Here is a 27,000-nt window from a genome sequence, read left to right as displayed (position 1 = left end):
TCAATGTATGAAACTTACCATTCCGGTTGGATAGAATGTATTACAGGTAGTATGTTTAGCGGTAAATCCGAAGAACTAATAAGACGTCTAAGAAGGGGTATATACGCTAAACAAAAAGTCGTTGTATTTAAACCGGCGATTGATGATCGATATCATAAAGAAAAAGTGGTCTCTCATAATGGTAATGCCATTGAAGCGATTAATATTTCTAAAGCAAGTGAAATTATGACGCACAACTTAACTAATGTTGATGTTATAGGAATAGACGAAGTGCAATTTTTTGACGATGAAATTGTAAGTATAGTAGAAAAACTATCAGCAGATGGACACCGTGTTATTGTTGCTGGATTAGATATGGATTTTAGGGGCGAACCGTTCGAACCAATGCCTAAATTGATGGCTGTCAGTGAACAAGTAACGAAACTTCAAGCAGTTTGTGCTGTTTGTGGTTCTTCATCTAGTAGAACGCAACGATTAATAAATGGTAAACCAGCTAAAATCGATGATCCGATTATCTTAGTAGGTGCCAATGAAAGTTATGAGCCACGTTGTCGCGCGCACCATATCGTAGCACCTAGTGATAATAATAAGGAGGAATTATAAGTGTTTGATCAATTAGATATTGTAGAAGAAAGATACGAACAGTTAAATGAACTGTTAAGTGACCCAGATGTTGTAAATGATTCAGATAAATTACGTAAATATTCTAAAGAGCAAGCTGATTTACAAAAAACTGTAGATGTTTATCGTAACTATAAAGCTAAAAAAGAAGAATTAGCTGATATTGAAGAAATGTTAAGTGAGACTGATGATAAAGAAGAAGTAGAAATGTTAAAAGAGGAGAGTAATGGTATTAAAGCTGAACTTCCAAATCTTGAAGAAGAGCTTAAAATATTATTGATTCCTAAAGATCCTAATGATGACAAAGACGTTATTGTAGAAATAAGAGCAGCAGCAGGTGGTGATGAGGCTGCGATTTTTGCTGGTGATTTAATGCGTATGTATTCAAAGTATGCTGAATCACAAGGATTCAAAACTGAAATAGTAGAAGCGTCTGAAAGTGACCATGGTGGTTACAAAGAAATTAGTTTCTCAGTTTCTGGTAATGGCGCGTATAGTAAATTGAAATTTGAAAATGGTGCGCACCGCGTTCAACGTGTGCCTGAAACAGAATCAGGTGGACGTATTCATACTTCAACAGCTACAGTGGCAGTTTTACCAGAAGTTGAAGATGTAGAAATTGAAATTAGAAATGAAGATTTAAAAATCGACACGTATCGTTCAAGTGGTGCAGGTGGTCAGCACGTAAACACAACTGACTCTGCAGTACGTATTACCCATTTACCAACTGGTGTCATTGCAACATCTTCTGAGAAGTCTCAAATTCAAAACCGTGAAAAAGCAATGAAAGTGTTAAAAGCACGTTTATACGATATGAAAGTTCAAGAAGAACAACAAAAGTATGCGTCACAACGTAAATCAGCAGTCGGTACTGGTGATCGTTCAGAACGTATTCGAACTTATAATTATCCACAAAGCCGTGTAACAGACCATCGTATAGGTCTAACGCTTCAAAAATTAGGGCAAATTATGGAAGGCCATTTAGAAGAAATTATAGATGCACTGACTTTATCAGAGCAGACAGATAAATTGAAAGAACTTAATAATGGTGAATTATAAAGAAAAGTTAGATGAAGCAATTCATTTAACACAACAAAAAGGGTTTGAACAAACACGAGCTGAATGGTTAATGTTAGATGTATTTCAATGGACGCGTACGGACTTTGTAGTTCACATGCATGATGATATGCCGAAAGCGATGATTATGAAGTTCGACTTAGCATTACAACGTATGTTATTAGGAGAGCCTATACAGTATATAGTTGGCTTTGCCTCATTTTATGGTAGAACGTTTGATGTAAACTCAAATTGTTTGATACCAAGACCTGAAACTGAAGAAGTAATGTTGCATTTCTTACAACAGTTAGAAGATGATGCAACAATCGTAGATATCGGAACGGGTAGTGGTGTACTTGCAATTACTTTGAAATGTGAAAAGCCGGATTTAAATGTTATTGCTACTGATATTTCACTTGAAGCAATGAATATGGCTCGTAATAATGCTGAGAAGCATCAATTACAAATACAATTTTTAACAGGGGATGCATTAAAGCCCTTAATTAAAGAAGGTATCAAGTTGAACGGCTTGATATCTAATCCACCATATATAGATGAAAAAGATATGGTTACGATGTCTCCAACGGTTACGAGATTCGAACCACATCAGGCATTGTTTGCAGATAACCATGGATATGCTATTTATGAATCAATCATTGGAGATTTACCTCACGTTATGGAAAAAGGCAGCCCAGTTGTTTTTGAAATTGGTTACAATCAAGGTGAGGCACTTAAATCAATAATTTTAAATAAATTTCCTGACAAAAAAATCGACATTATTAAAGATATAAATGGCCACGATCGAATCGTCTCATTTAAATGGTAATTAGAAGTTATGCCTTTGCTATGATTAGTTAAGTGCATAGCTTTTTGCTTTATATTATGATAAATAAGAAAGGCGTGATTAAGTTGGATACTAAAATTTGGGATGTTAGAGAATATAATGAAGATTTACAGCAATATCCTAAAATTAATGAAATAAAAGACATTGTTTTAAACGGTGGTTTAATAGGTTTACCAACTGAAACAGTTTATGGACTTGCAGCAAATGCGACAGATGAAGAAGCTGTAGCTAAAATATATGAAGCTAAAGGCCGTCCATCTGACAATCCGCTTATTGTTCATATACACAGTAAAGTTCAATTAAAAGATTTTACATATACTTTGGATCCACGCGTAGAAAAGTTAATGCAGGCATTCTGGCCGGGCCCTATTTCGTTTATATTGCCGCTAAAGCCAGGCTATCTATGTCGAAAAGTTTCTGGAGGTTTATCATCAGTTGCTGTTAGAATGCCAAGCCATTCTGTAGGTAGACAATTATTACAAATCATAAATGAACCTCTAGCTGCTCCAAGTGCTAATTTAAGTGGTAGACCTTCACCAACAACTTTCAATCATGTATATCAAGATTTGAATGCCCGTATAGATGGTATTGTTCAAGCTGAACAAAGTGAAGAAGGATTAGAAAGTACGGTTTTAGATTGCACATCTTTTCCTTATAAAATTGCAAGACCTGGTTCTATAACAGCAGCAATGATTACAGAAATACTTCCGAATAGTATCGCCCATGCTGATTATAATGATACTGAACAGCCAATTGCACCAGGTATGAAGTATAAGCATTACTCACCCAATACACCACTTACAATTATTACAGATATTGAGAGCAAAATTGGAAATGACGGTAAAGATTGGTCTTCTATAGCTTTTATTGTGCCGAGTAATAAGGTGGCGTTTATACCAAGTGAAGCGCAATTCATTCAATTATGTCAGGATGACAATGATGTTAAACAAGCAAGTCATAATCTTTATGATGTGTTACATTCACTTGATGAAAATGAAAATATTTCAGCGGCGTATATATACGGCTTTGAGCTGAATGATAATACAGAAGCAATTATGAATCGCATGTTAAAAGCTGCAGGTAATCACATTATTAAAGGATGTGAACTATGAAGATTTTATTCGTTTGTACAGGTAACACATGTCGTAGCCCATTAGCGGAAAGTATTGCAAAAGAGGTTATGCCAAATCATCAATTTGAATCAAGAGGTATATTCGCTGTGAACAATCAAGGTGTTTCGAATTATGTTGAAGACTTAGTTGAAGAACATCATTTAGCTGAAACGACCTTATCGCAACAATTTACTGAAGCAGATTTGAAAGCAGATATTATTTTGACGATGTCGTATTCGCACAAAGAATTAATAGAGGCACACTTTGGTTTGCAAAATCATGTTTTCACATTGCATGAATATGTAAAAGAAGCAGGAGAAGTTATAGATCCATACGGTGGAACAAAAGAAATGTATGTACATACCTATGAAGAACTTGTAAGTTTAATTTTAAAATTAAAAGATATTATTTGCTAGTAGGAATTCTGTATAATTAGTATATGTTAACAGTTAAATAAGTTATAATAGAGGAGTGTAGCACTTTGCTATATTCCTTTTTTATTTTTAGGAAGGGTGGGCTTTTATGAAAGATTTGACAATGTTATTAGACGAATTAAAAGATATGTCCTTTTTTAATAAAGGAGATATATGTTTAATTGGATGTTCAACATCGGAAGTCATTGGCGAAAAAATAGGGACTGTCGGTTCGATGGAAGTTGCAGAAACTATTTTTAATGCATTAGATGTTGTGAGTAAAGAGACAGGCGTTACTTTTGCTTTTCAAGGATGTGAACATATCAACAGAGCGATAACAATAGAAAAATATCAGTATAATCCATTAACAATGGAAGAAGTTTCCGTCGTTCCAGATGTACATGCTGGAGGGAGTTTGGCAACATACGCTTTTCAGCATATGAAGGATCCGATCGTGGTCGAACATATTACTGTTCCTTGTGGAATTGATATTGGTCAAACATTAATAGGCATGCATATTAAACATGTATGTGTACCTGTAAGGACCTCAGTAAAGCAAGTAGGACAGGCAATTGTAACTATTGCCACATCTAGGCCGAAAAAGATTGGTGGCGAACGTGCTAAATACAAATAAGTTTTTTTGAAAGAAGGGGAGATTTTATGTCTTATATCACCAAGCAAGATAAAGTTATCGCAGAAGCAATCGAGAGAGAATTTCAGAGACAAAATAGCAACATAGAGTTAATCGCATCGGAAAATTTTGTATCGGAAGCGGTTATGGAAGCACAAGGTTCAGTGTTGACTAATAAGTATGCTGAAGGCTATCCAGGACGCCGATATTATGGTGGATGTGAGTTTGTAGATGTTACTGAAAGCATCGCAATTGATCGTGCTAAAGCATTGTTTGGAGCTGAACATGTCAATGTTCAACCACATTCAGGTTCACAAGCGAACATGGCTGTTTACTTAGTTGCATTAGAAATGGGCGACACAGTTTTAGGTATGAATTTGAGTCATGGTGGTCACTTGACACATGGAGCGCCTGTTAATTTTAGTGGTAAATTCTACAATTTCGTTGAATATGGAGTAGATAAAGACACAGAACGAATCAATTATGATGAAGTTCGTAAATTAGCGTTAGAGCATAAGCCTAAGCTTATTGTGGCAGGAGCATCAGCATATTCAAGAACAATTGACTTCAAAAAGTTTAAAGAAATCGCAGATGAAGTAAACGCTAAGTTAATGGTAGACATGGCACATATTGCAGGATTAGTAGCGGCAGGTTTACATCCAAATCCAGTAGAATATGCTGATTTTGTAACAACTACAACACACAAAACATTACGCGGACCACGTGGTGGTATGATTTTATGTAAGGAAGAATATAAAAAAGACATAGATAAAACAATTTTCCCTGGTATTCAAGGTGGACCTCTTGAGCATGTTATTGCAGCAAAAGCAGTTGCTTTTGGAGAAGCGTTAGAAAATAATTTCAAAACGTATCAACAACAAGTGGTTAAAAACGCAAAAGTTCTTGCAGAAGCATTAATTAATGAAGGATTTAGAATTGTTTCTGGCGGTACAGATAATCACTTAGTAGCTGTTGATGTAAAAGGGTCTATAGGACTTACTGGTAAAGAAGCTGAAGAGACTTTAGATTCAGTTGGTATCACATGTAACAAAAATACCATTCCGTTCGATCAAGAAAAACCTTTTGTAACGAGTGGTATACGTTTAGGTACACCTGCTGCAACAACGCGTGGATTTGATGAAAAAGCTTTTGAGGAAGTTGCAAAAATCATCAGTTTAGCATTGAAAAATAGTAAAGATGAAGAAAAATTACAACAAGCTAAAGAACGCGTTGCGAAATTAACAGCTGAATATCCTCTATATCAATAAACATACACAAAGATAGGAGTAATTTTTATGAGTAAAGTACACGTTTTCGATCATCCATTAATTCAACACAAACTAAGCTATATTAGAGATGTAAATACAGGTACTAAAGAATTTAGAGAACTTGTAGACGAAGTTGGTATGTTGATGGCATATGAAGTAACTAGAGACTTAGAGCTTCAGGATGTTGATATTGAAACGCCTGTAACTAAAATGACGGCTAAACGATTAGCTGGTAAAAAATTAGCTATCGTTCCAATTTTAAGAGCTGGTTTAGGTATGACTGATGGTATTTTAAGTTTAGTACCTGCAGCCAGAGTTGGACATATCGGTTTATATCGAGATCCCGAAACATTAAAGGCTGTAGAGTATTTTGCTAAGTTACCTCAAGATATTACTGAAAGACAAATCATTGTTGTTGATCCTATGTTAGCAACAGGCGCATCAGCAATTGAAGCTATTACTTCATTGAAGAAACGTGGCGCTAAAAATATTCGCTTCATGTGTTTAATTGCAGCACCAGAAGGCGTAGAAAAGATGCATGAAGCACATCCGGATGTAGATATTTATATTGCTGCACTTGATGAAAAGCTAAATGATAAAGCATATATCACACCAGGGTTAGGCGACGCTGGAGATAGATTGTTTGGTACTAAATAGAAGAATCGGAGATAAGTAGTTTGATGAAAAAGATTATGACCATATTTGGAACAAGACCCGAAGCCATAAAGATGGCTCCTTTAGTTAAAGCTTTGGAACAAGAAAAAATGCTCGAGCCAATTGTTGTTGTTACAGCACAGCATAGAGAAATGCTTGATTCAGTATTAAGTACCTTTGAAATCAAACCAAAATACGATTTGAATATTATGAAATCAGGACAGACACTTTCTGAGATAACTTCTAAATCAATCACTCAATTAGAACAAGTGATTCAATTAGAAAAACCAGACATGGTACTTGTACATGGTGATACGATGACGACATTTGCAGGTGGTTTAGCGGCATTTTATAACCAAGTGCCGATTGGACACGTTGAAGCAGGGCTTAGAAGTTATGATAAATATTCACCTTTTCCAGAAGAGGTGAATAGACAATTAGTTGGTGTATTAGCTGACTTACATTTTGCACCTACTAAAAATGCTGCATCGCATTTGTTAAGTGAAGGGAAATATTCAGAAAGTGTTGTTGTCACTGGTAATACTGCGATTGATGCTATGAAATATACAGTTGATGACAATTATAAATCTAACATCATGGATAAATACCATGACAAAAAATTCATTCTTATGACAGCACACCGACGAGAAAATATCGGGAAACCCATGGAAAATATATTTAAAGCGGTTAGACGCTTAATAGATGAGTATACTGATTTAGCACTGGTATATCCAATGCATAAAAACCCGAAAGTTCGAGAGGTGGCTCAAAAGATTTTAGGTAGTCATGACAGAATTGAATTGATTGAACCTTTGGACGTAGTAGATTTCCATAATTTTGCTAAAAAATCTTATTTTATTTTGACAGATTCAGGTGGAATTCAGGAAGAAGCGCCATCATTTAATAAGCCAGTTTTAGTTTTGCGAAGCGTTACAGAACGTCCTGAAGGTGTTGAAGCTGGCACATTAAAAGTCATTGGAACAAATAAGCAAAATGTGTATCAAGCTGCAAAAGAATTAATCGATGATGAGAGATTATATCATCAAATGTCTGAAGCATCTAATCCTTACGGTGATGGATTTGCTTCAGAAAGAATAGTTAATCATATTAAGTATTATTTGAATTTAATCACTGAAAAACCAAGCGATTTCTGAGGAAAATAGACTTTTTGTCTAATTGTGTCTAAATTGTGTCTAACTATGCTTATTTTTTTACAACAATTTGAATAGAATTGACACCACAAATCGCCTATATTATCATTTAGTTTGTATGAGTGGAACGGTTTTCATGATTGATATCAGTCACACGGAGGCATATAAAATGAGTCGTTTCTACAACATTTTTAAACAGTTCATTCAATATTATTTTTATCTAATAATAATATTGGGAGGATTATACCTTTATACACACCATGCATTTATCTTAGGATTAATCATTGGTGTTACTGGTTCTGCAATCAACACATGTATTTTTGAATGCTATTTAGCTAAAGCTAAAAGACCAGACACTATGCATATTTCAACTGGAAATATGTGGCGATACTTAGTTGCAATTATTGCCTGTATGATTTGGTACCTTAATAAAGCGCATGTAAGTATCATCGGTATAATTATTGGTTTAATGATTTCATATGTTGTAGTTATCATACGTCCTTTACTAAAGGTGAGCAAATAAATTAAGAAAGAGGTGAGATTATGGATCACAAATCCCCGCTCGTGAGTTGGAATTTATTCGGTTTTGATATCGTTTTCAATTTATCAAGTATATTGATGATACTTGTTACGGCGTTTCTTGTTTTTCTACTTGCTATCATTTGTACGCGTAATTTGAAAAAAAGACCAACTGGCAAACAAAATTTCGTTGAATGGATTTTTGATTTCGTGAGGGGAATCATTGAAGGTAACATGGCTTGGAAAAAAGGTGGTCAATTCCACTTCTTAGCAGTAACGCTGATTCTGTACATTTTTATAGCTAATATGTTAGGTCTTCCGTTTTCTATAGTAACGAAAGATCACACATTGTGGTGGAAATCACCGACAGCTGATGCAACAGTGACTTTAACGTTGTCTACAACGATAATACTGTTAACTCACTTTTATGGAATTAAAATGCGTGGTACGAAACAATATCTTAAAGGTTATGTACAGCCGTTTTGGCCATTGGCAATTATTAATGTTTTTGAAGAGTTCACTTCAACATTAACGCTTGGTCTGCGTTTGTACGGTAACATATTTGCAGGTGAGATACTATTAACATTACTTGCTGGCTTATTCTTTAACGAACCAGCATGGGGTTGGATTATTAGTATCCCAGGATTAATTGTTTGGCAAGCATTTTCAATATTTGTAGGAACAATCCAAGCATATATCTTTATTATGCTTTCGATGGTTTATATGTCACATAAAGTGGCAGATGAACACTAAAAATTTCAATAATTATATACAATCACAGGAGGAAATTAAATTATGAATTTAATCGCAGCAGCAATCGCAATTGGTTTATCAGCATTAGGAGCAGGTATCGGTAACGGTTTAATCGTTTCAAGAACAGTTGAAGGTGTAGCACGTCAACCAGAAGCACGTGGTCAATTAATGGGTATCATGTTCATTGGTGTAGGTTTAGTTGAGGCATTACCTATCATCGGTGTAGTAATTGCATTCATGACATTTGCTGGATAATTAACAGATAAAAGAGGTCGGGACAAAGCGCATAGGACATAATTCATGATGCATATATAGTAATATCTTTGAACTTTATTAAATAGTTGAGATATGAATGCACCATGCCTATCGCATAAATTCAGTAGGTCCTAACCTCGTCGTTTTTTTCTATATAACACTAGCGATTATTTTAATGAAAGGAGTGTCATGAACCCGTGACTGAAACAGCTAACTTATTCGTTCTTGGTGCAGCTGGAGGCGTTGAGTGGGGTACTGTGATTGTACAGGTCCTAACTTTCATCGTGTTACTTGCGTTACTTAAAAAGTTCGCATGGGGTCCATTGAAAGATGTAATGGATAAACGTGAAAGAGATATTAACAGAGATATCGATGACGCAGAACAAGCTAAGTTAAATGCACAGAAACTTGAAGAAGAAAATAAACAAAAACTTAAAGAAACACAAGAAGAAGTTCAAAAGATTTTAGAAGATGCTAAGGTTCAAGCACGTCAACAGCAAGAACAAATTATTCATGAAGCAAACGTACGTGCAAACGGTATGATTGAAACAGCACAAAGTGAAATCAATAGCCAAAAAGAACGTGCCATTGCAGATATTAATAATCAAGTATCTGAACTATCAGTGTTAATTGCTTCTAAAGTTCTTAGAAAAGAAATTTCTGAACAAGACCAAAAAGCATTGGTTGACAAGTATCTAAAAGAGGCAGGCGATAAATAATGGTAAAAGTAGCTAACAAGTATGCTAAAGCATTATTTGACGTGTCATTAGATACAAATAATTTAGAGACTATTAATGAAGAATTAACAGTTATAAATGAAGCAGTAAAAGATAAAATTGAGCAATTGAAAATGGTTGACAGTAATCCAACTCAAACAGCAGAACAACGTCGTGAGTTGATTAATGGTGTATTTACTGACATTAATCCATACATTAAAAATATGATGTACGTGTTAGCAGATAATAGACATATCTCATTAATAGCTGACGTATTCAAGGCGTTCCAAAGCTTATATAACGGACACTACAATCAAGATTTTGCAACAATTGAGTCAACATATGAATTGAGTCAAGAAGAGTTAGATAAGATTGTCAAACTAGTAACTCAACAAACGAAGTTATCTAAAGTTATTGTAGATACAAAAATTAATCCAGATTTAATTGGTGGATTTAGAGTTAAAGTCGGCACAACTGTATTAGATGGTAGTGTTAGAAATGATCTTGTCCAATTACAAAGAAAATTTAGAAGAGTTAATTAATTATAAAGAGGAGTGACATAGATGGCCATAAAAGCTGAAGAAATCAGTGCATTACTTCGCTCACAAATTGAAAATTATGAGTCAGAAATGTCCGTAACTGATGTAGGTACTGTATTACAAATTGGTGATGGTATTGCATTAATTCACGGATTAAATGACGTTATGGCTGGTGAGCTAGTAGAATTCCATAACGGCGTACTTGGTTTAGCCCAAAACCTTGAAGAGTCAAACGTGGGTGTGGTTATTTTAGGACCATATACAGGTATTACTGAAGGTGACGAAGTTAAACGTACTGGTCGTATCATGGAAGTACCAGTAGGTGAAGAACTAATCGGAAGAGTTGTTAATCCATTAGGACAACCTATTGATGGACAAGGACCGATTAACACAACTAAAACACGTCCAGTAGAGAAAAAAGCTACTGGTGTAATGGATCGTAAATCAGTAGATGAGCCATTACAAACAGGTATCAAAGCAATTGATGCTTTAGTACCAATTGGTAGAGGTCAACGTGAGTTAATCATTGGTGACCGTCAAACAGGTAAAACAACAATTGCAATTGACACAATTTTGAACCAAAAAGATCAAGGTACGATTTGTATCTATGTTGCTATTGGTCAAAAAGATTCAACAGTAAGAGCAAATGTTGAAAAGTTAAGACAAGCAGGCGCTTTAGACTACACTATTGTTGTAGCAGCATCAGCTTCTGAACCTTCTCCATTATTATATATTGCACCATATTCAGGTGTAACAATGGGTGAAGAATTCATGTTTAACGGTAAACATGTTTTAATCGTTTATGATGATTTAACTAAACAAGCAGCAGCTTATCGTGAGTTATCATTATTATTACGTAGACCTCCAGGTCGTGAAGCATACCCAGGTGACGTATTCTACTTACATAGTAGATTATTAGAAAGAGCAGCAAAATTAAACGATGACTTAGGTGGCGGTTCAATTACTGCATTACCAATTATCGAAACACAAGCTGGTGATATTTCAGCTTATGTACCAACAAACGTTATTTCAATTACAGATGGACAAATCTTCTTACAATCTGATTTATTCTTCTCAGGTGTAAGACCAGCGATTAATGCCGGACAATCTGTATCTCGTGTTGGTGGATCTGCACAAATTAAAGCAATGAAGAAAGTTGCTGGTACGTTACGTCTTGACTTAGCGTCATACAGAGAACTTGAATCATTTGCACAATTCGGTTCAGACCTTGATGAATTTACTGCAAGTAAATTAGAACGTGGTAAACGTACCGTTGAAGTCTTAAAACAAGATCAAAACAAACCATTACCAGTCGAACACCAAGTGTTGATTATTTATGCATTAACAAAAGGATATTTAGATGATATTCCAGTTGTAGATATCACACGTTTTGAAGACGAGTTAAACCACTGGGCAGAATCAAATGCTACTGAACTGTTAAATGAAATCAGAGAAACTGGTGGCTTACCAGATGCTGAGAAGTTTGACACAGCAATTAACGAATTCAAAAAAAGCTTTAGCAAATCTGAATAATAAACAAGTTTAGTATAAGGTGGTGAGATAGTGGCTTCTCTTAAAGAAATAGATACTCGAATAAAATCAACCAAAAAAATGAAGCAGATTACGAAAGCGATGAACATGGTATCAAGTTCAAAACTTCGTAGAGCTGAAAAAAATACAAAACAATTCACACCATATATGGATAAAATGCAAGATGCAATTACTGCAGTTGCAGGGGCAAGTAGCAATACAAACCATCCAATGCTAAGACCTCGTAAAATTACTAGAAGTGGATATTTAGTTATCACGAGTGATAAAGGTTTAGCAGGTGCATATAGTGCAAACGTGCTTAAAAAATTGATTACTGATATTGAAGCGAAACATCAAGATAGTAGCGAATACAGTATTGTAGTTTTAGGGCAACAAGGTGTTGATTTCCTAAAAAATAGAGGTTATGACATTGAGTATTCTCAAGTAGACGTACCTGATCAACCTTCTTTCAAATCTGTTCAAGCACTAGCTAACCATGCTATAGACTTATACAGTGAAGAAGAAATTGATGAATTAAATATATACTATAGTCATTATGTCAGCGTTCTTGAAAACAAGCCTACATCTAGACAAGTATTACCATTATCTCAAGAGGATTCTAGTAAGGGGCATGGTCATTTGTCTTCTTATGAATTTGAGCCAGATAAAGAATCTATCTTAAGTGTAATCTTGCCTCAATATGTTGAGAGTTTGATTTACGGAACAATATTAGACGCAAAAGCAAGTGAGCATGCAACACGTATGACTGCGATGAAAAATGCCACTGATAATGCAACTGAACTTATTGATGACTTATCATTAGAATATAACAGAGCGAGACAAGCAGAAATTACGCAACAAATTACTGAAATTGTTGGTGGTTCCGCAGCGCTTGAATAATATTTAAAGGAGGAAAATAGCATGGGAATTGGCCGTGTAACTCAAGTTATGGGTCCTGTAATTGATGTTCGATTTGAACATAACGAAGTTCCTAAAATTAATAACGCCTTGGTTATTGATGTGCCTAAAGAAGAAGGTACAATACAACTAACATTAGAAGTTGCGCTGCAATTAGGTGACGACGTTGTTCGTACAATTGCGATGGATTCAACTGATGGTGTCCAAAGAGGCATGGATGTAAAAGATACAGGCAAAGAAATTAGTGTACCTGTTGGTGACGAAACATTAGGTCGTGTATTTAATGTACTAGGTGAAACAATTGACCTTAAAGAAGAAATTAGTGATTCTGTTCGCCGCGATCCTATCCATCGTCAAGCACCAGCATTCGATGAACTTTCAACAGAAGTTCAAATTTTAGAAACAGGTATTAAAGTAGTAGATTTACTAGCACCTTATATTAAAGGTGGTAAAATCGGATTGTTCGGTGGTGCCGGTGTAGGTAAAACAGTATTAATCCAAGAATTAATTAACAACATCGCTCAAGAGCACGGTGGTATTTCTGTATTCGCCGGTGTAGGTGAACGTACTCGTGAAGGTAACGATTTATACTTCGAAATGAGTGACAGTGGTGTAATTAAGAAAACAGCCATGGTATTCGGGCAAATGAATGAGCCACCTGGTGCACGTATGCGTGTTGCATTATCTGGTTTAACAATGGCTGAATATTTCCGTGACGAACAAGGTCAAGACGTATTATTATTCATCGATAACATTTTCAGATTTACACAAGCTGGTTCTGAGGTATCTGCATTATTAGGTCGTATGCCTTCTGCAGTAGGTTACCAACCAACACTTGCTACTGAAATGGGACAATTACAAGAACGTATTACGTCTACAACAAAAGGATCAGTTACTTCTATTCAAGCGGTATTCGTACCTGCCGATGACTATACTGACCCAGCGCCTGCGACAGCGTTTGCCCATTTAGATGCAACTACTAACTTAGAACGTAAATTAACTGAAATGGGTATTTATCCAGCCGTGGATCCATTAGCGTCTACATCAAGAGCATTGGAACCATCAATTGTAGGTCAAGAACATTATGAAGTAGCTCGTGATGTACAATCAACACTTCAAAAATACCGTGAATTGCAAGATATCATTGCTATCTTAGGTATGGACGAATTATCTGATGAAGATAAACAAACAGTTGAACGCGCACGTAGAATTCAATTCTTCTTATCTCAAAACTTCCACGTAGCGGAACAATTTACTGGTCAAAAAGGTTCTTATGTACCTGTTAAGACAACAGTTGCAAACTTTAAAGATATCTTAGATGGTAAATATGACCATATTCCAGAAGATGCATTCCGTTTAGTTGGTAGCATGGATGATGTTATTGCAAAAGCTAAAGATATGGGTGTTGAAGTATAACAATTAGGAGGAATGGATAATGAATACATTAAACCTAGATATTGTCACTCCTAATGGTTCTGTTTACAATCGTGATAATGTTGAACTCGTTGTTATGCAAACAACAGCTGGTGAGATAGGTGTCATGAGTGGACATATTCCAACTGTAGCTGCTTTAAAAACAGGCTTTGTAAAAGTGAAATTTCACGATGGAACTGAATATATTGCTGTAAGCGATGGCTTTGTTGAAGTTAGAAAAGATAAAGTTTCAATCATTGTTCAGACTGCAGAAACTGCAAGAGAAATTGATGTTGAAAGAGCTAAATTAGCCAAAGCAAGAGCAGAGTCTCACTTGGAAAATGATGACGACAATACTGATATTCATAGAGCCGAAAGAGCTTTAGAGAGAGCAAATAACCGTTTGCGTGTGGCTGAATTAAAATAGTAAATAAAGGGTCGAAGATGTGATTTCATATCTTCGACCCTTTTTTGAATTATATTGATTTAAAGATACAAAACATGAGAGGGGGGAAGGAATTGATAAAGAACCATTAAAGATTTATGATGTAGTGGTTCTTTATCATTAAACACAGCTAATGTGTATTTAAAAATAGGAATACATGAGTAAAACTCATGTATAAGAAATACTAATTTTTAAAGAAAAAGTATTTCTTTATGTTGGGGCCCCGTCAACTACTGCCAAATACAACACTATAGAGTCTAGACATTGATTTATGTCCGACTCCCAAGAATAGTTTTACTTTTTTACAATCACTAATAGATTGCTAAAATCAAAATTTCCTTCACCACTATCTACAGTCGACATTTCATTTTTTGAAATTATCTACATTTTTTCATACCAAGATATTTTATAGTTATGATATTTATGTAAAAAGAATTATATAGTAAGTTAGCTTAAACTTTACTAAAAACGGGTATTAAACTTTGTATCATTATTTAAATTTTTCATGTACAATGTAATACAGTAATCTTATGAGGTGATAAAATGGATTATATCGGACAATATGCAGTTATCCATTTAGTGTTACATGTTGTATGTATTTGTATTGCCTATTGGGCTTTACAATCAATTAGATTAGATCAATTTTTTAAAAAAGGATACGCCACTCAATTACAAGTGTGTATGATATTTGTTGCTATTTTATTAGGCACTGCAGTAAGCAATTTTATTGTAGATTTGTTACAATACTCGACGCAGGTAAAATATTTAATAAAATAAGTCTAACTCTATGATTTGTAATCAAAACTAGATATAATTAAATAATGACTTAAAATAATTTTAAAATAGGGAAATGTAAAGTAATAGGAGTTCTAAGTGGAGGATTTACGATGGATAAAATAGTAATCAAAGGTGGAAATAAATTAACGGGTGAAGTTAAAGTAGAAGGTGCTAAAAATGCAGTATTACCAATATTGACAGCATCTTTATTAGCTTCTGATAAACCGAGTAAATTAGTTAATGTTCCAGCTTTAAGTGATGTAGAAACAATAAATAATGTATTAACAACTTTAAATGCTGACGTTACATACAAAAAGGACGAAAATGCTGTTGTCGTTGATGCAACAAAGACTCTAAATGAAGAGGCACCATATGAATATGTTAGTAAAATGCGTGCAAGTATTTTAGTTATGGGACCTCTTTTAGCAAGACTAGGACATGCTATTGTTGCATTGCCTGGTGGTTGTGCAATTGGAAGTAGACCGATTGAGCAACACATTAAAGGTTTTGAAGCTTTAGGCGCAGAAATTCATCTTGAAAATGGTAATATTTATGCTAATGCTAAAGATGGATTAAAAGGTACATCAATTCATTTAGATTTTCCAAGTGTAGGAGCAACACAAAATATTATTATGGCAGCATCATTAGCTAAGGGTAAGACTTTAATTGAAAATGCAGCTAAAGAACCTGAAATTGTCGATTTAGCAAACTACATTAATGAAATGGGTGGTAGAATTACTGGTGCTGGTACAGACACAATTACAATCAATGGTGTAGAATCATTACATGGTGTAGAACATGCTATCATTCCAGATAGAATTGAAGCAGGCACATTACTAATCGCTGGTGCTATAACGCGTGGTGATATTTTTGTACGTGGTGCAATCAAAGAACATATGGCGAGTTTAGTCTATAAACTAGAAGAAATGGGCGTTGAATTGGACTATCAAGAAGATGGTATTCGTGTACGTGCTGAAGGGGAATTACAACCTGTAGACATCAAAACACTACCACATCCTGGATTCCCGACTGATATGCAATCACAAATGATGGCATTGTTATTAACGGTAAATGGTCATAAAGTCGTAACCGAAACTGTTTTTGAAAACCGTTTTATGCATGTTGCAGAGTTCAAACGTATGAATGCTAATATCAATGTAGAAGGTCGTAGTGCTAAACTTGAAGGTAAAAGTCAATTGCAAGGTGCACAAGTTAAAGCGACTGATTTAAGAGCAGCAGCAGCCTTAATTTTAGCTGGATTAGTTGCTGATGGTAAAACAAGCGTTACTGAATTAACGCACCTAGATAGAGGCTATGTTGACTTACACGGTAAATTGAAGCAATTAGGTGCAGACATTGAACGTATTAACGATTAATTCAGTAAATTAATATAATGGAGGATTTCAACCATGGAAACAATTTTTGATTATAACCAAATTAAACAAATTATACCTCACAGACAGCCATTTTTATTAATTGATAAAGTAGTTGAATATGAAGAAGGTCAACGTTGTGTGGCTATTAAACAAGTATCAGGAAACGAACCATTCTTTCAAGGGCATTTTCCTGAGTATGCGGTAATGCCAGGCGTATTAATTACTGAAGCGTTAGCTCAAACAGGTGCGGTAGCTATTTTAAATAGTGAAGAAAATAAAGGTAAAATCGCTTTATTTGCTGGTATTGATAAATGTCGTTTTAAACGTCAAGTAGTACCTGGTGATACTTTAACGTTGGAAGTAGAAATCACTAAAATTAAAGGACCAATCGGTAAAGGTAATGCTAAAGCTACTGTCGATGGTCAACTTGCTTGTAGTTGTGAACTTACATTTGCAATTCAAGATGTAAAATAAAACAAAAAAAACATTCAAAGATTTAATGTGTTGGCATAATCTTTGAATGTTTTTTATTTTACTCTTCTAATTTTTCATCCTTTAACTTTGGTTTAGACTGCATCATTCGATTAAATGATTTTTTTAATTCTTCACCAGATAATCCATCATCAATAAGTTGTTCTAATAAACTTTCAGCATACTGTTGACGTAAAGTGTAAATATGACATTCAAATACGATAGACATTGTTGTTTTAAAATTTTTAATACTTTTCACAGTAGATTCAAATAAAGCTGGATCATTGGCTGGACGCGTGATGACGACACGAATATCCAATAACTGTTCATTGTCTTGATATTCCTTAAATGTTTCATAATGCTCATTAGAAATGACAATTTCAAGCAACCAACCCGTGCCACTTTCCTCTTTATTAATTATTACGCCATCTTCTAATTCATATTCTATAATTCTGCCGTGTTCATTCACAATTTGAAACCTTACTGCTTTAAAAGTTTTCATATTCCCACATCCCATTAGTTTAATATTTATGATTTTTGAATTATTTAGAAGATTTAAGGTCATTTCATGACTAATTTCTTTAAATATAACAAATAACGAGATGCTATAGCTATTAATTATATAAAATTTGCCATTTTGACCATTTTTAAGCTAGTAATTAAGATATAGGCATAGGAGGTGAATCACACACTACATGCTAAATAAAATCGTAATTGTCGGGAGACTGACGAAAGACGCACAAATATTTGAAAAGGAGGATAGAAAAATTGCAACGTTTTGTGTTGCAACGCACCGAAATTATAAAGATGAAAATGGAGAAATCGTCTGTGATTACTTATTCTGTAAAGCATTTGGCAAGTTAGCTTCTAATATAGAAAAATATACTAATCAAGGTACATTGGTTGGTATAACTGGTCAAATGAGATCAAGAAAGTATGATAAAGACGGACAAACACACTTTGTCACTGAATTATATGTTGAAACAATAAAATTTATGTCCCCTAAATCCCAAAATAATGAAATTCTCTCAGATAGTATTTTAGATATTGACTCTCAAAATATAGATAATCATGACTTATTAGAAATTTAAATCCAATTATCCTAAACATCCTTAATATACATTTAATCCATCCTAAATTTTTTATAGATCTAATTAACTTGAAATATACTCAATTAAAAACGACTTACATGACTAGTACTGTTGTGTAGGTCGTCTTTTTGTGTAGTTTTTCTAATAGAAAATAGACATAGATTGCAAAACGATTACATAAAAAATTGCAAATAAAAAACATTTTTACTGTCATGACAATTCTCGATAGAATCATATCTGAAATTAGGGGGGATTTCGTTGTAATCACTGTGTAAAAAACAAGGCTATTTTTTTATTTTGTTGTAACCTGCACGGATTTTATAGATGTTACAGTAGTCTCTGTAAAACTTTTAGAGAAACAAATTACTTGTAGGAGGATTTTAAGATTATGAAGAAAACATTACTCGCATCATCATTAGCAGTAGGTTTAGGAATCGTAGCAGGAAATGCAGGTCACGAAGCCCATGCAAGTGAAGCGGACTTAAATAAAGCATCTTTAGCGCAAATGGCGCAATCAAATGATCAAACATTAAATCAAAAACCAATTGAAGCTGGGGCTTATAATTATACATTTGACTATGAAGGGTTTACTTATCACTTTGAATCAGATGGTACACACTTTGCTTGGAATTACCATGCAACAGGTGCTAATGGAGCAAACATGAGTGCACAAGCACCTGCAACTAATAATGTTGAACCATCAGCTGTTCAAGCTAATCAAGTACAATCACAAGAAGTTGAAGCACCACAAAATGCTCAAACTCAACAACCACAAGCATCAACATCAAACAATTCACAAGTTACTGCAACACCAACTGAATCAAAAGCATCAGAAGGTTCATCAGTAAATGTGAATGCTCATCTAAAACAAATTGCTCAACGTGAATCAGGTGGCAATATTCATGCTGTAAATCCAACATCAGGTGCAGCTGGTAAGTATCAATTCTTACAATCAACTTGGGATTCAGTAGCACCTGCTAAATATAAAGGTGTATCACCAGCAAATGCTCCTGAAAGTGTTCAAGATGCCGCAGCAGTAAAATTATATAACACTGGTGGCGCTGGACATTGGGTTACTGCATAAGCCATTTATGCATAGCTAATCAATAGTTATATAAGTAACTTTTAGATCGGAATATATCGGGGAATTCTCGATATGTTCCGGTCTTTTTTATTTCGCAAATATACGTCATTATAGAATTATTATTTAAAGATAATAATACAACTGAGCAACAATAATTGAAAATGTTGAAACCGTTTGCTAAGATTAATTTGCAATTGAATACTAAGGAACTACTAGGGGAGCCTAATGATATGGCTGAGATGAATTGTTCAGACCCTTATGACCTGATTTGGTTAGTACCAACGTAGGAAAGTAGTTATTGAAGTGATGGGGCTAGTATAGCAACATTGCCATCAAACTACTTTCATGTTGGAAGTAGTTTTTTTATTTAGGGAGGATTTTTTACAATGGAATTTTCACAAAAATTGTACCAAGCTGCAAAGCCAATCATTAATGATATTTATGAGGATGACTTTATTCAGAAGATGTTATCCGGAGATATAGGAGCTGACGCATTACGCCATTACTTAAAAGCTGATGCTGCGTATTTAAAAGAATTTACAAACTTATATGCTTTGTTAATTCCAAAAATGAATAGCATGAATGACGTAAAATTTTTAGTAGAGCAAATAGAATTTATGGTTGAAGGTGAAGTACTTGCGCATGATATTTTAGCGCAAATTGTTGGTGAATCATACGAAGAAATCATTAAAACAAAAGTTTGGCCTCCAAGTGGCGACCATTACATAAAACATATGTATTTCCAAGCGCATAGTCGTGAAAATGCTATTTATACAATTGCTGCAATGGCACCTTGTCCATATATTTATGCAGAATTAGCTAAGCGCTCTCAAAGTGATCATAAGCTTAATAGAGAAAAAGATACGGCAAAATGGTTTGATTTTTATAGTACTGAAATGGATGACATAATTAACGTATTTGAGGCATTAATGAATAAATTAGCCGAATCAATGTCTGACAAGGAATTGGAACAAGTAAAGCAAGTATTTTTAGAAAGTTGCATACATGAGCGTCGATTTTTCAATATGGCTATGACACTAGAACAATGGGAATTTGGAGGAAAAGTAAATGATTAAACCTAAAATAGCATTAACCATTGCAGGTACTGATCCAACAGGTGGTGCCGGCGTAATGGCTGATTTAAAATCATTTCATTCATGTGGTGTATATGGTATGGGCGTCGTTACAAGTATTGTTGCTCAAAATACATTGGGCGTACAACATATTCATAATTTAAATCATCAATGGGTAGATGAACAACTTGATAGTGTCTTCAATGATACCTTACCTCATGCTATTAAAACGGGGATGATTGCTACAGCAGATACTATGGAAACGATTCGTCATTATTTAATGCAACATGAATCTATTCCATATGTAATTGATCCTGTTATGTTGGCGAAAAGCGGTGATTCATTAATGGATAATGACACAAAGCAAAACTTGCAGCATACGTTATTGCCATTAGCTGACGTAGTAACACCGAATTTACCAGAAGCTGAAGAAATAACGGGACTAACCATTGATAGTGAAGAAAAAATTATGCAGGCTGGCCGCATCTTTATTAATGAGATTGGTAGTAAAGGTATCATCATTAAAGGCGGTCATTCAAATGATACTGATATAGCAAAAGATTATTTATTTACTAACGAAGGTGTTCAAACATTTGAAAATGAACGATTTAAAACAAAACATACGCATGGAACAGGGTGTACATTTTCAGCAGTTATAACGGCAGAACTTGCAAAAGGTAGACCATTATTTGAGGCTGTACACAAGGCTAAAAAGTTTATTTCAATGAGTATACAATATACACCTGAAATCGGCCGTGGTAGAGGACCAGTGAATCATTTTGCATATTTAAAGAAAGAGGGATTAGACGATGAATTATCTAAATAAAATACGTATTGAAAACCCATTAACAATTTGTTATACAAACGATGTAGTTAAAAATTTTACAGCGAATGGTTTATTAAGTATTGGTGCGAGCCCTGCCATGAGTGAAGCTCCCGAAGAAGCTGAAGAATTTTACAAAGTTGCACAAGCGCTATTAATCAATATCGGTACTTTAACAGCACAAAATGAACAAGATATTATTGCGATTGCTCAAACGGCAAATGAGGCAGGCTTACCTATTGTATTTGACCCTGTAGCTGTTGGTGCTTCTACATATCGAAAGCAATTTTGTAAATTATTATTGAAATCAGCGAAAGTATCAGTAATTAAAGGCAATGCATCTGAAATATTAGCGTTGATTGATGATACAGCAACTATGAAAGGTACAGATAGTGATGCTAATCTTGATGCGGTTGCAATAGCGAAAAAGGCTTACGCAATATATAAAACTGCAATAGTAATCACAGGTAAAGAGGACGTTATTGTTCAAGATAATAAAGCCATCGTATTAGCTAATGGATCTCCATTATTAGCACGAGTAACTGGAGCTGGTTGTTTATTAGGAGGCGTTATTGCTGGATTTTTATTTAGAGAAACAGAACCAGACATAGAAGCGTTAATTGAAGCGGTAAGCGTATTTAATATTGCTGCTGAGGTAGCTGCTGAAAATGAAAATTGTGGTGGTCCTGGTACGTTTTCACCATTGTTGCTTGATACGTTATATCATTTAAATGAAACAACCTATCAACAACGGATTCGTATTCAAGAGGTGGAATAATATGTTTAACCAATCGTATCTAAATGTGTATTTTATTTGTGGGACCTCCGATGTTCCGAGTCATCGAACTATTCATGAAGTATTAGAAGCAGCATTAAAGGCAGGGATTACACTTTTCCAATTTCGAGAAAAGGGTGAATCAGCTTTAAAAGGAAACGATAAACTTGTATTAGCTAAAGAATTACAGCATCTCTGTCATCAATATGATGTGCCTTTTATCGTTAATGATGATGTATCCTTGGCAAAAGAAATTAACGCGGATGGTATACATGTCGGTCAAGATGATGCGAAAGTCAAAGAGATAGCACAATATTTCACTGATAAAATTATTGGACTTAGTATTAGTGATTTAGATGAGTATGCAAAATCTGATTTAACTCATGTTGATTATATAGGTGTTGGACCAATCTATCCTACGCCGTCGAAGCATGACGCGCATATACCAGTAGGTCCAGAAATGATTGCAACGTTTAAAGAAATGAATCCGCAACTACCGATTGTAGCTATTGGCGGTATCAATACTAATAATGTGGCGCCGATTGTAGAAGCAGGTGCCAATGGAATTTCAGTCATTTCAGCCATTTCTAAAAGTGAAAATATTGAAAAGACTGTTAATCGATTCAAAGATTTTTTTAATAATTAGTTAAATTTTTCCACTTATTGTTTCATACGTACTCATTAATGTGATAGAATAAATCCTATGTGAATATAATGATAGAGGTGGAAAAATGAAGAAAAAAGCGTTACTACCATTATTTTTAGGTATTATGGTCTTTTTGGCTGGTTGTGACTATTCTAAACCTGAAAAACGTAGTGGGTTTTTCTACAATACATTCGTAGATCCAATGAAAAATGTATTGGATTGGTTGGGAAATAACTTATTAAACGACAATTATGGTTTAGCTATTATTATCCTTGTATTGGTAATTCGTATTATTTTATTACCATTCATGTTGTCAAACTATAAAAATAGTCATATGATGCGTCAAAAAATGAAAGTTGCAAAGCCAGAAGTTGAAAAAATTCAAGAAAAAGTGAAACGTGCGCGTACACAAGAAGAAAAAATGGCTGCAAACCAAGAATTAATGCAAGTATATAAAAAGTATGACATGAACCCGATTAAGAGTATGTTGGGTTGTTTACCAATGCTAATCCAATTGCCAATCATCATGGGATTATACTTTGTACTTAAAGACCAACTTGTAGATGGTTTGTTTAAATATCCACACTTCTTATGGTTCGATTTAGGACGTCCTGATATTTGGATTACAATTATTGCCGGTGTTTTATACTTTATCCAAGCATATGTATCAAGTAAAACGATGCCAGACGAACAACGGCAAATGGGTTACATGATGATGGTCATTTCACCAATTATGATTATCTGGATTTCATTAAGCTCAGCATCAGCACTTGGTTTGTACTGGTCTGTCAGTGCGGCGTTCCTTGTAGTTCAAACACACTTTGCGAACATTTATTATGAAAAAGTCGCTAAAAAAGAAGTACAACCTTTCATTGAAGCGTATGAAAGAGAGCACAACGGCGGCAGCAATAAAAAAGGCAAAAACACACAAGTAGTGTCTAAAAAGAAAAAGAAATAACCTTAGCAAGTCCAAATAATGTGCACCCTAAAAGTTGAAGATAATTTTAACTTTATAGGGCGCACATTATTTTTCGCTTCAATAGCGAAACTTAGTGTCACATTATACAATATGTGATAAATAGAAACAGCAGTAAGATGATTTCAAATGTGAAAGTCATCCTACTGCTGTTTTTATTTGAAATAATATTAACGAGATTTCAGTATGTAAAAAGTGGTTAATAACAGAGTTGGCATTCTTCATCGCAATGTCATCTTGACACAATGATTCATCAGTGTAGCAGTATATGTCGCAAATTTCCACAGTAATTCACTAATACATGTAACAGTGTGAAATACTAACATCACAACGGCATAATACACATTGCAACGTCCCAACAACATATCATAGAATAGTAACGGCATGGCATCAACACCAAACCGGGCTATAATACCATAACACCGCAACGCCACATCATAGCACTACATCAAGTCGCATCGTAGCACCAGCACATCAAAGTAACATGGCATCAACATCAAACCGGTCTATAACACCATAACAGCGCAACGCCACATCATAGCACTACATCAAGTCGCATCGTGGTACCAGCACATCAAAGTAACATGGCATCAACGCCAAACCGGTCTATAACACCATAACACCGCAATGCCACATCATAGCACTACATCAAGACGCATCGTGGTACCAGCACATCAAAGTAGCATGGCATCGACGCCAAACCGGTCTATAACACCATAACACCGCAATGCCACATCATAGCACTACATCAAGACGCATCGTGGTACCAGCACATCAAAGTAACATGACATGACACCAAGCTCCCACAACAACACATCAAAGTAACATGGCATGACACCAAGCTTCCACAACAACACGCCATTACATCGCATCATCATACTACAACTTCAATGTCTAGTCGTGATAATTCCATTCCGTAAAAAACTGTTTCAAGTACATCATCATAAAGTCGTGACGTTCTTTAGCAATCATCTTCGCCGTATCTGTATGCATTAAAGATTCTAACTTAAGTAATTTTTCAAAGAAATGTTTAATTGCAGATGGTGGCAACTGTTCAACTAAATCATCATTAATCTTATCTAGTGACATATGTTCTGTCCACATTGGTTCACCAAAGTGTCCTGCAAATTGAAATGTTCGTGCAACACCTATAGCGCCTATAGCATCAAGACGATCTGCATCCCTGACAATTTGACCTTCTAAAGATAAAGTGACATGATCGTTTTTGCCATTGCGATAGCTCATATTATTAATAATAAATAAAATATGCTCTTGATCTTCGGTTGATAGTGATAAAGAAGATAAAAATGACTTCAATTCAACATATTGTTTGTTAGCATCTACAACTTTTTCGTCAACGGTATCATGAAGCAAACATGCGAGTTCAATGACTAAAGTATCATTAACACCTTCATTTTCAGCGATTGATTTAGCTAAAGCAGTGACACGATATACATGCGCAATATCATGGCCTGTATAATCATTTTGATGAATAGATTCCATATATTTTTTGGCAGCACTAATGACGTCTGATTGTTGCATTAAAGTTACACTCCTCATATTTCTATTTTATAAGATAGGTGACAATAATTGTGAAATACCTTCTTTAAATTTAATCCAAAGACTTCGCTTAGCATAACGTGCTTTTGTTAATTCAGAAGATACTGCTAAATCATCTATAAAAGCTTGTTTTAATTTTTTGGCAATTTGTTGGTCATAAATAAAAGCGTTGACTTCGAAATTCAATGTGAAACTGCGATGGTCCATATTAGCTGTTCCCACACTTGCAATTTCATCATCTATAACAAGTGTTTTTGAGTGTAAAAAGCCATTGTCGTAGTGAAATACTTTAACACCGGCATCTAATAAGGATGCTGCATTTTTTAAAGTAGCCCAAAAAACAAACGGATGGTCAGGTTTATTAGGAATCATGATATTGACATCAACACCACCTAATGCCGCAATTTTAATAGAATCTAAAAAGGCTTGATCAGGTATGAAATAGGGAGATTGAATATAAATCGATTTTTTAGCAGATGAAATCATTTTCAAATAGCCGTATTTAATCTGTTCCCATTCTTCGTCAGGACCACTAGAAGCTATTTGAACGCCAATTGTTCCACCAGAATTTACATCTGGGAAATAACGATCATCATAGGAGATGTGGTCACGTGTGGCTTGTGAATTCCAATCTAGAATAAATCGTAATTGCAATGCATTCACTGCATCCCCGACAATTCGTAAATGCGTATCTCGCCAATAGCCGAATTTTTTTGATTTACCTAAGTACTCATCACCAACATTAAAACCACCAACATATCCAATTTGCCCATCTATTACAACAATTTTTCGATGGTTTCGATTGTTCATACGCAAGTTAATTAAAGGTAATTTTGATGGGAAAAATGCTTCAGCATGTCCACCTTTATTGCGAAACGGGCGTAAGCCTTTTTTACGCAGTCCACGAGAACCCATGTCATCATAAAGAATTTTAACTTCTACACCTTGTTCCGCTTTTTTACCAAGTTCATTTAAAATGGTACGACCTAATTCATCATTTTGAATAATATAGTACTGAAAATGAATATAATCAGTAGCATTACGGATGTCTTGTATTAGGTCATCAAATTTTTCTTGGCCGTCTGTGTATATTTTTAAATCGTTGTCTGTTGTTAAAAATGCTGCGTTATTATATAACAACATTTGAATCATTTCTTTAAATTTTACAATTTGATAATTGGAATTTGAAAAGTTTTCATTTTTTAAAGCAGCTAATTGCTCATCAACGATTAACTCTAATCCTTTTTTATCTTCCTTATCAATTTTGAAAATTTGGTCACGTTGAATTTGTCGTCCTAATAGTAAGTATAAAATGAAGCCGAATAAAGGCAAGAAAACTAAGACTAGTAACCAAGCCCAGATAGAATTGGCAGAACGTCTTTCCATGAAAATAATGGTAAAGGCGAATAATAAGTTTAAAATAAATGCACCAATAAATATTGAATTTAAAATAATATTAGAATGCTTGAGTGCAATGGATAATAACTCTATCATTTGAAACCTCCCATCG

At 34.7% G+C, this 27,000-nt stretch carries 32 protein-coding genes and 1 riboswitch; of the genes, 29 read left to right on the top strand and 3 right to left on the bottom strand.

Annotation, left to right across the window (positions count from 1 at the left end; all coding sequences use genetic code 11):
• Window positions 1-3 precede the first annotated feature (3 nt).
• The 22 genes from NSS86_RS09465 to fabZ all read left to right on the top strand — a co-directional run bounded on the left by NSS86_RS09465 (window position 4) and on the right by fabZ (window position 17,465).
• Window positions 4-603: a thymidine kinase gene (locus NSS86_RS09465; RefSeq protein WP_000273358.1), complete on the top strand. Its 600-nt coding sequence runs from the start codon at window positions 4-6 to the stop codon at window positions 601-603.
• Window positions 604-1,680: a peptide chain release factor 1 gene (gene prfA / locus NSS86_RS09460; RefSeq protein WP_000460242.1), complete on the top strand. Its 1,077-nt coding sequence runs from the start codon at window positions 604-606 to the stop codon at window positions 1,678-1,680.
• Window positions 1,667-2,503, top strand: a complete 837-nt coding sequence (prmC, locus tag NSS86_RS09455; RefSeq protein WP_000248728.1) for a peptide chain release factor N(5)-glutamine methyltransferase — start codon at window positions 1,667-1,669, stop codon at window positions 2,501-2,503. The genes prfA and prmC overlap by 14 nt, the downstream gene beginning before the upstream one ends.
• Window positions 2,504-2,586: 83 nt before the next feature.
• Entirely contained in the window at window positions 2,587-3,633 is a 1,047-nt protein-coding gene (locus NSS86_RS09450; protein ID WP_000379895.1) for an L-threonylcarbamoyladenylate synthase, read from the top strand.
• Window positions 3,630-4,049 carry a low molecular weight protein arginine phosphatase gene (locus NSS86_RS09445; protein WP_000697334.1) on the top strand — a complete coding sequence of 140 codons (420 nt, stop codon included), beginning with the start codon at window positions 3,630-3,632 and terminating at the stop codon, window positions 4,047-4,049. The genes NSS86_RS09450 and NSS86_RS09445 overlap by 4 nt, the downstream gene beginning before the upstream one ends.
• Window positions 4,050-4,155: 106 nt before the next feature.
• A complete protein-coding gene (locus NSS86_RS09440) occupies window positions 4,156-4,680 on the top strand; it encodes a TIGR01440 family protein (RefSeq protein ID WP_000654187.1) in 525 nt (174 codons plus the stop codon).
• Between the two features lie 26 nt (window positions 4,681-4,706).
• Window positions 4,707-5,945 (top strand): serine hydroxymethyltransferase, encoded by a 1,239-nt coding sequence (gene glyA / locus NSS86_RS09435; RefSeq protein WP_000120494.1) that lies wholly within the window; start codon window positions 4,707-4,709, stop codon window positions 5,943-5,945.
• A gap of 27 nt (window positions 5,946-5,972) precedes the next feature.
• Window positions 5,973-6,602: a uracil phosphoribosyltransferase gene (upp, locus tag NSS86_RS09430; protein WP_000048712.1), complete on the top strand. Its 630-nt coding sequence runs from the start codon at window positions 5,973-5,975 to the stop codon at window positions 6,600-6,602.
• Window positions 6,603-6,625: 23 nt separating this feature from the next.
• Entirely contained in the window at window positions 6,626-7,753 is a 1,128-nt protein-coding gene (wecB, locus tag NSS86_RS09425) for a UDP-N-acetylglucosamine 2-epimerase (non-hydrolyzing) (RefSeq protein ID WP_000723418.1), read from the top strand.
• Window positions 7,754-7,820: 67 nt separating this feature from the next.
• Entirely contained in the window at window positions 7,821-8,273 is a 453-nt protein-coding gene (locus NSS86_RS09420) for an ATP synthase subunit I (protein ID WP_001801792.1), read from the top strand.
• A 20-nt stretch (window positions 8,274-8,293) separates the two neighbouring features.
• Complete coding sequence (gene atpB / locus NSS86_RS09415) at window positions 8,294-9,022, top strand: F0F1 ATP synthase subunit A (protein WP_000349655.1); 729 nt, start codon at window positions 8,294-8,296, stop codon at window positions 9,020-9,022.
• 42 nt (window positions 9,023-9,064) lie between these two features.
• The gene (atpE, locus tag NSS86_RS09410; RefSeq protein ID WP_001048816.1) at window positions 9,065-9,277 is read left to right on the top strand and encodes a F0F1 ATP synthase subunit C; all 213 of its coding nucleotides are present in this window, start codon (window positions 9,065-9,067) and stop codon (window positions 9,275-9,277) included.
• 197 nt (window positions 9,278-9,474) lie between these two features.
• Window positions 9,475-9,996: a F0F1 ATP synthase subunit B gene (locus tag NSS86_RS09405; protein ID WP_000140679.1), complete on the top strand. Its 522-nt coding sequence runs from the start codon at window positions 9,475-9,477 to the stop codon at window positions 9,994-9,996.
• The gene (locus NSS86_RS09400) at window positions 9,996-10,535 is read left to right on the top strand and encodes a F0F1 ATP synthase subunit delta (RefSeq protein ID WP_000241344.1); all 540 of its coding nucleotides are present in this window, start codon (window positions 9,996-9,998) and stop codon (window positions 10,533-10,535) included. Before NSS86_RS09405 ends, NSS86_RS09400 begins: the two co-directional genes overlap by 1 nt.
• A gap of 21 nt (window positions 10,536-10,556) precedes the next feature.
• Entirely contained in the window at window positions 10,557-12,065 is a 1,509-nt protein-coding gene (gene atpA, locus NSS86_RS09395) for a F0F1 ATP synthase subunit alpha (RefSeq protein WP_000974881.1), read from the top strand.
• Between the two features lie 30 nt (window positions 12,066-12,095).
• The gene (gene atpG, locus NSS86_RS09390) at window positions 12,096-12,962 is read left to right on the top strand and encodes an ATP synthase F1 subunit gamma (protein WP_000157603.1); all 867 of its coding nucleotides are present in this window, start codon (window positions 12,096-12,098) and stop codon (window positions 12,960-12,962) included.
• Window positions 12,963-12,983: 21 nt separating this feature from the next.
• On the top strand, window positions 12,984-14,396 hold the full coding sequence (gene atpD, locus NSS86_RS09385) for a F0F1 ATP synthase subunit beta (protein WP_000511135.1): 1,413 nt from the start codon (window positions 12,984-12,986) through the stop codon (window positions 14,394-14,396).
• Between the two features lie 19 nt (window positions 14,397-14,415).
• Window positions 14,416-14,820 (top strand): F0F1 ATP synthase subunit epsilon, encoded by a 405-nt coding sequence (locus NSS86_RS09380; RefSeq protein ID WP_001094394.1) that lies wholly within the window; start codon window positions 14,416-14,418, stop codon window positions 14,818-14,820.
• Window positions 14,821-15,157: 337 nt separating this feature from the next.
• Complete coding sequence (locus NSS86_RS09375) at window positions 15,158-15,250, top strand: hypothetical protein (protein ID WP_001790611.1); 93 nt, start codon at window positions 15,158-15,160, stop codon at window positions 15,248-15,250.
• Window positions 15,251-15,381: 131 nt separating this feature from the next.
• Window positions 15,382-15,615, top strand: a complete 234-nt coding sequence (locus tag NSS86_RS09370) for a DUF1146 family protein (RefSeq protein ID WP_000384523.1) — start codon at window positions 15,382-15,384, stop codon at window positions 15,613-15,615.
• 110 nt (window positions 15,616-15,725) lie between these two features.
• Window positions 15,726-16,991, top strand: coding sequence for a UDP-N-acetylglucosamine 1-carboxyvinyltransferase (gene murA, locus NSS86_RS09365; protein WP_000358007.1), 1,266 nt, complete (start codon window positions 15,726-15,728; stop codon window positions 16,989-16,991).
• 33 nt (window positions 16,992-17,024) lie between these two features.
• Window positions 17,025-17,465: a 3-hydroxyacyl-ACP dehydratase FabZ gene (fabZ, locus tag NSS86_RS09360; RefSeq protein WP_000447678.1), complete on the top strand. Its 441-nt coding sequence runs from the start codon at window positions 17,025-17,027 to the stop codon at window positions 17,463-17,465.
• 58 nt (window positions 17,466-17,523) lie between these two features.
• Here the strand turns inward: fabZ and NSS86_RS09355 are convergent, their stop codons facing one another.
• Window positions 17,524-17,964, bottom strand: a complete 441-nt coding sequence (locus NSS86_RS09355; protein WP_000846746.1) for a YwpF-like family protein — start codon at window positions 17,962-17,964, stop codon at window positions 17,524-17,526.
• A gap of 193 nt (window positions 17,965-18,157) precedes the next feature.
• Here NSS86_RS09355 and NSS86_RS09350 point away from each other — a divergent pair, with 193 nt between their 5' ends.
• The 7 genes from NSS86_RS09350 (at window position 18,158) to yidC (ending at window position 23,912) form a co-directional block, all read left to right on the top strand.
• Window positions 18,158-18,553 carry a single-stranded DNA-binding protein gene (locus NSS86_RS09350; protein ID WP_000932694.1) on the top strand — a complete coding sequence of 132 codons (396 nt, stop codon included), beginning with the start codon at window positions 18,158-18,160 and terminating at the stop codon, window positions 18,551-18,553.
• Window positions 18,554-18,941: 388 nt separating this feature from the next.
• The gene (sceD, locus tag NSS86_RS09345; protein WP_000752005.1) at window positions 18,942-19,637 is read left to right on the top strand and encodes a lytic transglycosylase SceD; all 696 of its coding nucleotides are present in this window, start codon (window positions 18,942-18,944) and stop codon (window positions 19,635-19,637) included.
• 204 nt (window positions 19,638-19,841) lie between these two features.
• A riboswitch (TPP riboswitch) is annotated at window positions 19,842-19,944 on the top strand.
• Window positions 19,945-20,023: 79 nt separating this feature from the next.
• The gene (gene tenA / locus NSS86_RS09340) at window positions 20,024-20,713 is read left to right on the top strand and encodes a thiaminase II (protein ID WP_000396077.1); all 690 of its coding nucleotides are present in this window, start codon (window positions 20,024-20,026) and stop codon (window positions 20,711-20,713) included.
• Complete coding sequence (gene thiD / locus NSS86_RS09335; RefSeq protein WP_000594954.1) at window positions 20,706-21,536, top strand: bifunctional hydroxymethylpyrimidine kinase/phosphomethylpyrimidine kinase; 831 nt, start codon at window positions 20,706-20,708, stop codon at window positions 21,534-21,536. Before tenA ends, thiD begins: the two co-directional genes overlap by 8 nt.
• Window positions 21,520-22,311: a hydroxyethylthiazole kinase gene (thiM, locus tag NSS86_RS09330; protein ID WP_001108483.1), complete on the top strand. Its 792-nt coding sequence runs from the start codon at window positions 21,520-21,522 to the stop codon at window positions 22,309-22,311. Before thiD ends, thiM begins: the two co-directional genes overlap by 17 nt.
• A gap of 1 nt (window position 22,312) precedes the next feature.
• Window positions 22,313-22,954, top strand: a complete 642-nt coding sequence (thiE, locus tag NSS86_RS09325; protein ID WP_000483153.1) for a thiamine phosphate synthase — start codon at window positions 22,313-22,315, stop codon at window positions 22,952-22,954.
• Window positions 22,955-23,039: 85 nt separating this feature from the next.
• Window positions 23,040-23,912 (top strand): membrane protein insertase YidC, encoded by an 873-nt coding sequence (gene yidC / locus NSS86_RS09320; protein WP_000725802.1) that lies wholly within the window; start codon window positions 23,040-23,042, stop codon window positions 23,910-23,912.
• A gap of 912 nt (window positions 23,913-24,824) precedes the next feature.
• Here the strand turns inward: yidC and NSS86_RS09315 are convergent.
• Together NSS86_RS09315 and cls are read right to left on the bottom strand one after the other, a co-directional pair.
• Window positions 24,825-25,472, bottom strand: coding sequence for an HD domain-containing protein (locus NSS86_RS09315; protein WP_001187630.1), 648 nt, complete (start codon window positions 25,470-25,472; stop codon window positions 24,825-24,827).
• A gap of 27 nt (window positions 25,473-25,499) precedes the next feature.
• Complete coding sequence (gene cls, locus NSS86_RS09310) at window positions 25,500-26,984, bottom strand: cardiolipin synthase (RefSeq protein ID WP_000571549.1); 1,485 nt, start codon at window positions 26,982-26,984, stop codon at window positions 25,500-25,502.
• Window positions 26,985-27,000 lie beyond the last annotated feature (16 nt).

Origin of the sequence: Staphylococcus sp. FSL W8-0056, assembly GCF_037963075.1 — a bacterium.
GTDB lineage: Bacteria > Bacillota > Bacilli > Staphylococcales > Staphylococcaceae > Staphylococcus > Staphylococcus aureus.
This window is presented reverse-complemented; position numbering and strand designations above follow the sequence as displayed.

What these genes read in the sequence shown, in the direction of transcription:
- NSS86_RS09465 (WP_000273358.1), top strand. Translation starts at nt 4, where the DNA reads ATGTATGAAACTTACCATTCCGGTTGGATAGAATGTATTACAGGTAGT.
- prmC (WP_000248728.1), top strand. Translation starts at nt 1,667, where the DNA reads ATGGTGAATTATAAAGAAAAGTTAGATGAAGCAATTCATTTAACACAA.
- NSS86_RS09445 (WP_000697334.1), top strand. Translation starts at nt 3,630, where the DNA reads ATGAAGATTTTATTCGTTTGTACAGGTAACACATGTCGTAGCCCATTA.
- NSS86_RS09440 (WP_000654187.1), top strand. Translation starts at nt 4,156, where the DNA reads ATGAAAGATTTGACAATGTTATTAGACGAATTAAAAGATATGTCCTTT.
- glyA (WP_000120494.1), top strand. Translation starts at nt 4,707, where the DNA reads ATGTCTTATATCACCAAGCAAGATAAAGTTATCGCAGAAGCAATCGAG.
- upp (WP_000048712.1), top strand. Translation starts at nt 5,973, where the DNA reads ATGAGTAAAGTACACGTTTTCGATCATCCATTAATTCAACACAAACTA.
- wecB (WP_000723418.1), top strand. Translation starts at nt 6,626, where the DNA reads ATGAAAAAGATTATGACCATATTTGGAACAAGACCCGAAGCCATAAAG.
- atpB (WP_000349655.1), top strand. Translation starts at nt 8,294, where the DNA reads ATGGATCACAAATCCCCGCTCGTGAGTTGGAATTTATTCGGTTTTGAT.
- atpE (WP_001048816.1), top strand. Translation starts at nt 9,065, where the DNA reads ATGAATTTAATCGCAGCAGCAATCGCAATTGGTTTATCAGCATTAGGA.
- NSS86_RS09400 (WP_000241344.1), top strand. Translation starts at nt 9,996, where the DNA reads ATGGTAAAAGTAGCTAACAAGTATGCTAAAGCATTATTTGACGTGTCA.
- atpA (WP_000974881.1), top strand. Translation starts at nt 10,557, where the DNA reads ATGGCCATAAAAGCTGAAGAAATCAGTGCATTACTTCGCTCACAAATT.
- atpD (WP_000511135.1), top strand. Translation starts at nt 12,984, where the DNA reads ATGGGAATTGGCCGTGTAACTCAAGTTATGGGTCCTGTAATTGATGTT.
- NSS86_RS09380 (WP_001094394.1), top strand. Translation starts at nt 14,416, where the DNA reads ATGAATACATTAAACCTAGATATTGTCACTCCTAATGGTTCTGTTTAC.
- NSS86_RS09370 (WP_000384523.1), top strand. Translation starts at nt 15,382, where the DNA reads ATGGATTATATCGGACAATATGCAGTTATCCATTTAGTGTTACATGTT.
- murA (WP_000358007.1), top strand. Translation starts at nt 15,726, where the DNA reads ATGGATAAAATAGTAATCAAAGGTGGAAATAAATTAACGGGTGAAGTT.
- fabZ (WP_000447678.1), top strand. Translation starts at nt 17,025, where the DNA reads ATGGAAACAATTTTTGATTATAACCAAATTAAACAAATTATACCTCAC.
- NSS86_RS09355 (WP_000846746.1), bottom strand. Translation starts at nt 17,964, where the DNA reads ATGAAAACTTTTAAAGCAGTAAGGTTTCAAATTGTGAATGAACACGGC.
- NSS86_RS09350 (WP_000932694.1), top strand. Translation starts at nt 18,158, where the DNA reads ATGCTAAATAAAATCGTAATTGTCGGGAGACTGACGAAAGACGCACAA.
- sceD (WP_000752005.1), top strand. Translation starts at nt 18,942, where the DNA reads ATGAAGAAAACATTACTCGCATCATCATTAGCAGTAGGTTTAGGAATC.
- tenA (WP_000396077.1), top strand. Translation starts at nt 20,024, where the DNA reads ATGGAATTTTCACAAAAATTGTACCAAGCTGCAAAGCCAATCATTAAT.
- thiD (WP_000594954.1), top strand. Translation starts at nt 20,706, where the DNA reads ATGATTAAACCTAAAATAGCATTAACCATTGCAGGTACTGATCCAACA.
- thiM (WP_001108483.1), top strand. Translation starts at nt 21,520, where the DNA reads ATGAATTATCTAAATAAAATACGTATTGAAAACCCATTAACAATTTGT.
- thiE (WP_000483153.1), top strand. Translation starts at nt 22,313, where the DNA reads ATGTTTAACCAATCGTATCTAAATGTGTATTTTATTTGTGGGACCTCC.
- yidC (WP_000725802.1), top strand. Translation starts at nt 23,040, where the DNA reads ATGAAGAAAAAAGCGTTACTACCATTATTTTTAGGTATTATGGTCTTT.
- NSS86_RS09315 (WP_001187630.1), bottom strand. Translation starts at nt 25,472, where the DNA reads ATGCAACAATCAGACGTCATTAGTGCTGCCAAAAAATATATGGAATCT.
- cls (WP_000571549.1), bottom strand. Translation starts at nt 26,984, where the DNA reads ATGATAGAGTTATTATCCATTGCACTCAAGCATTCTAATATTATTTTA.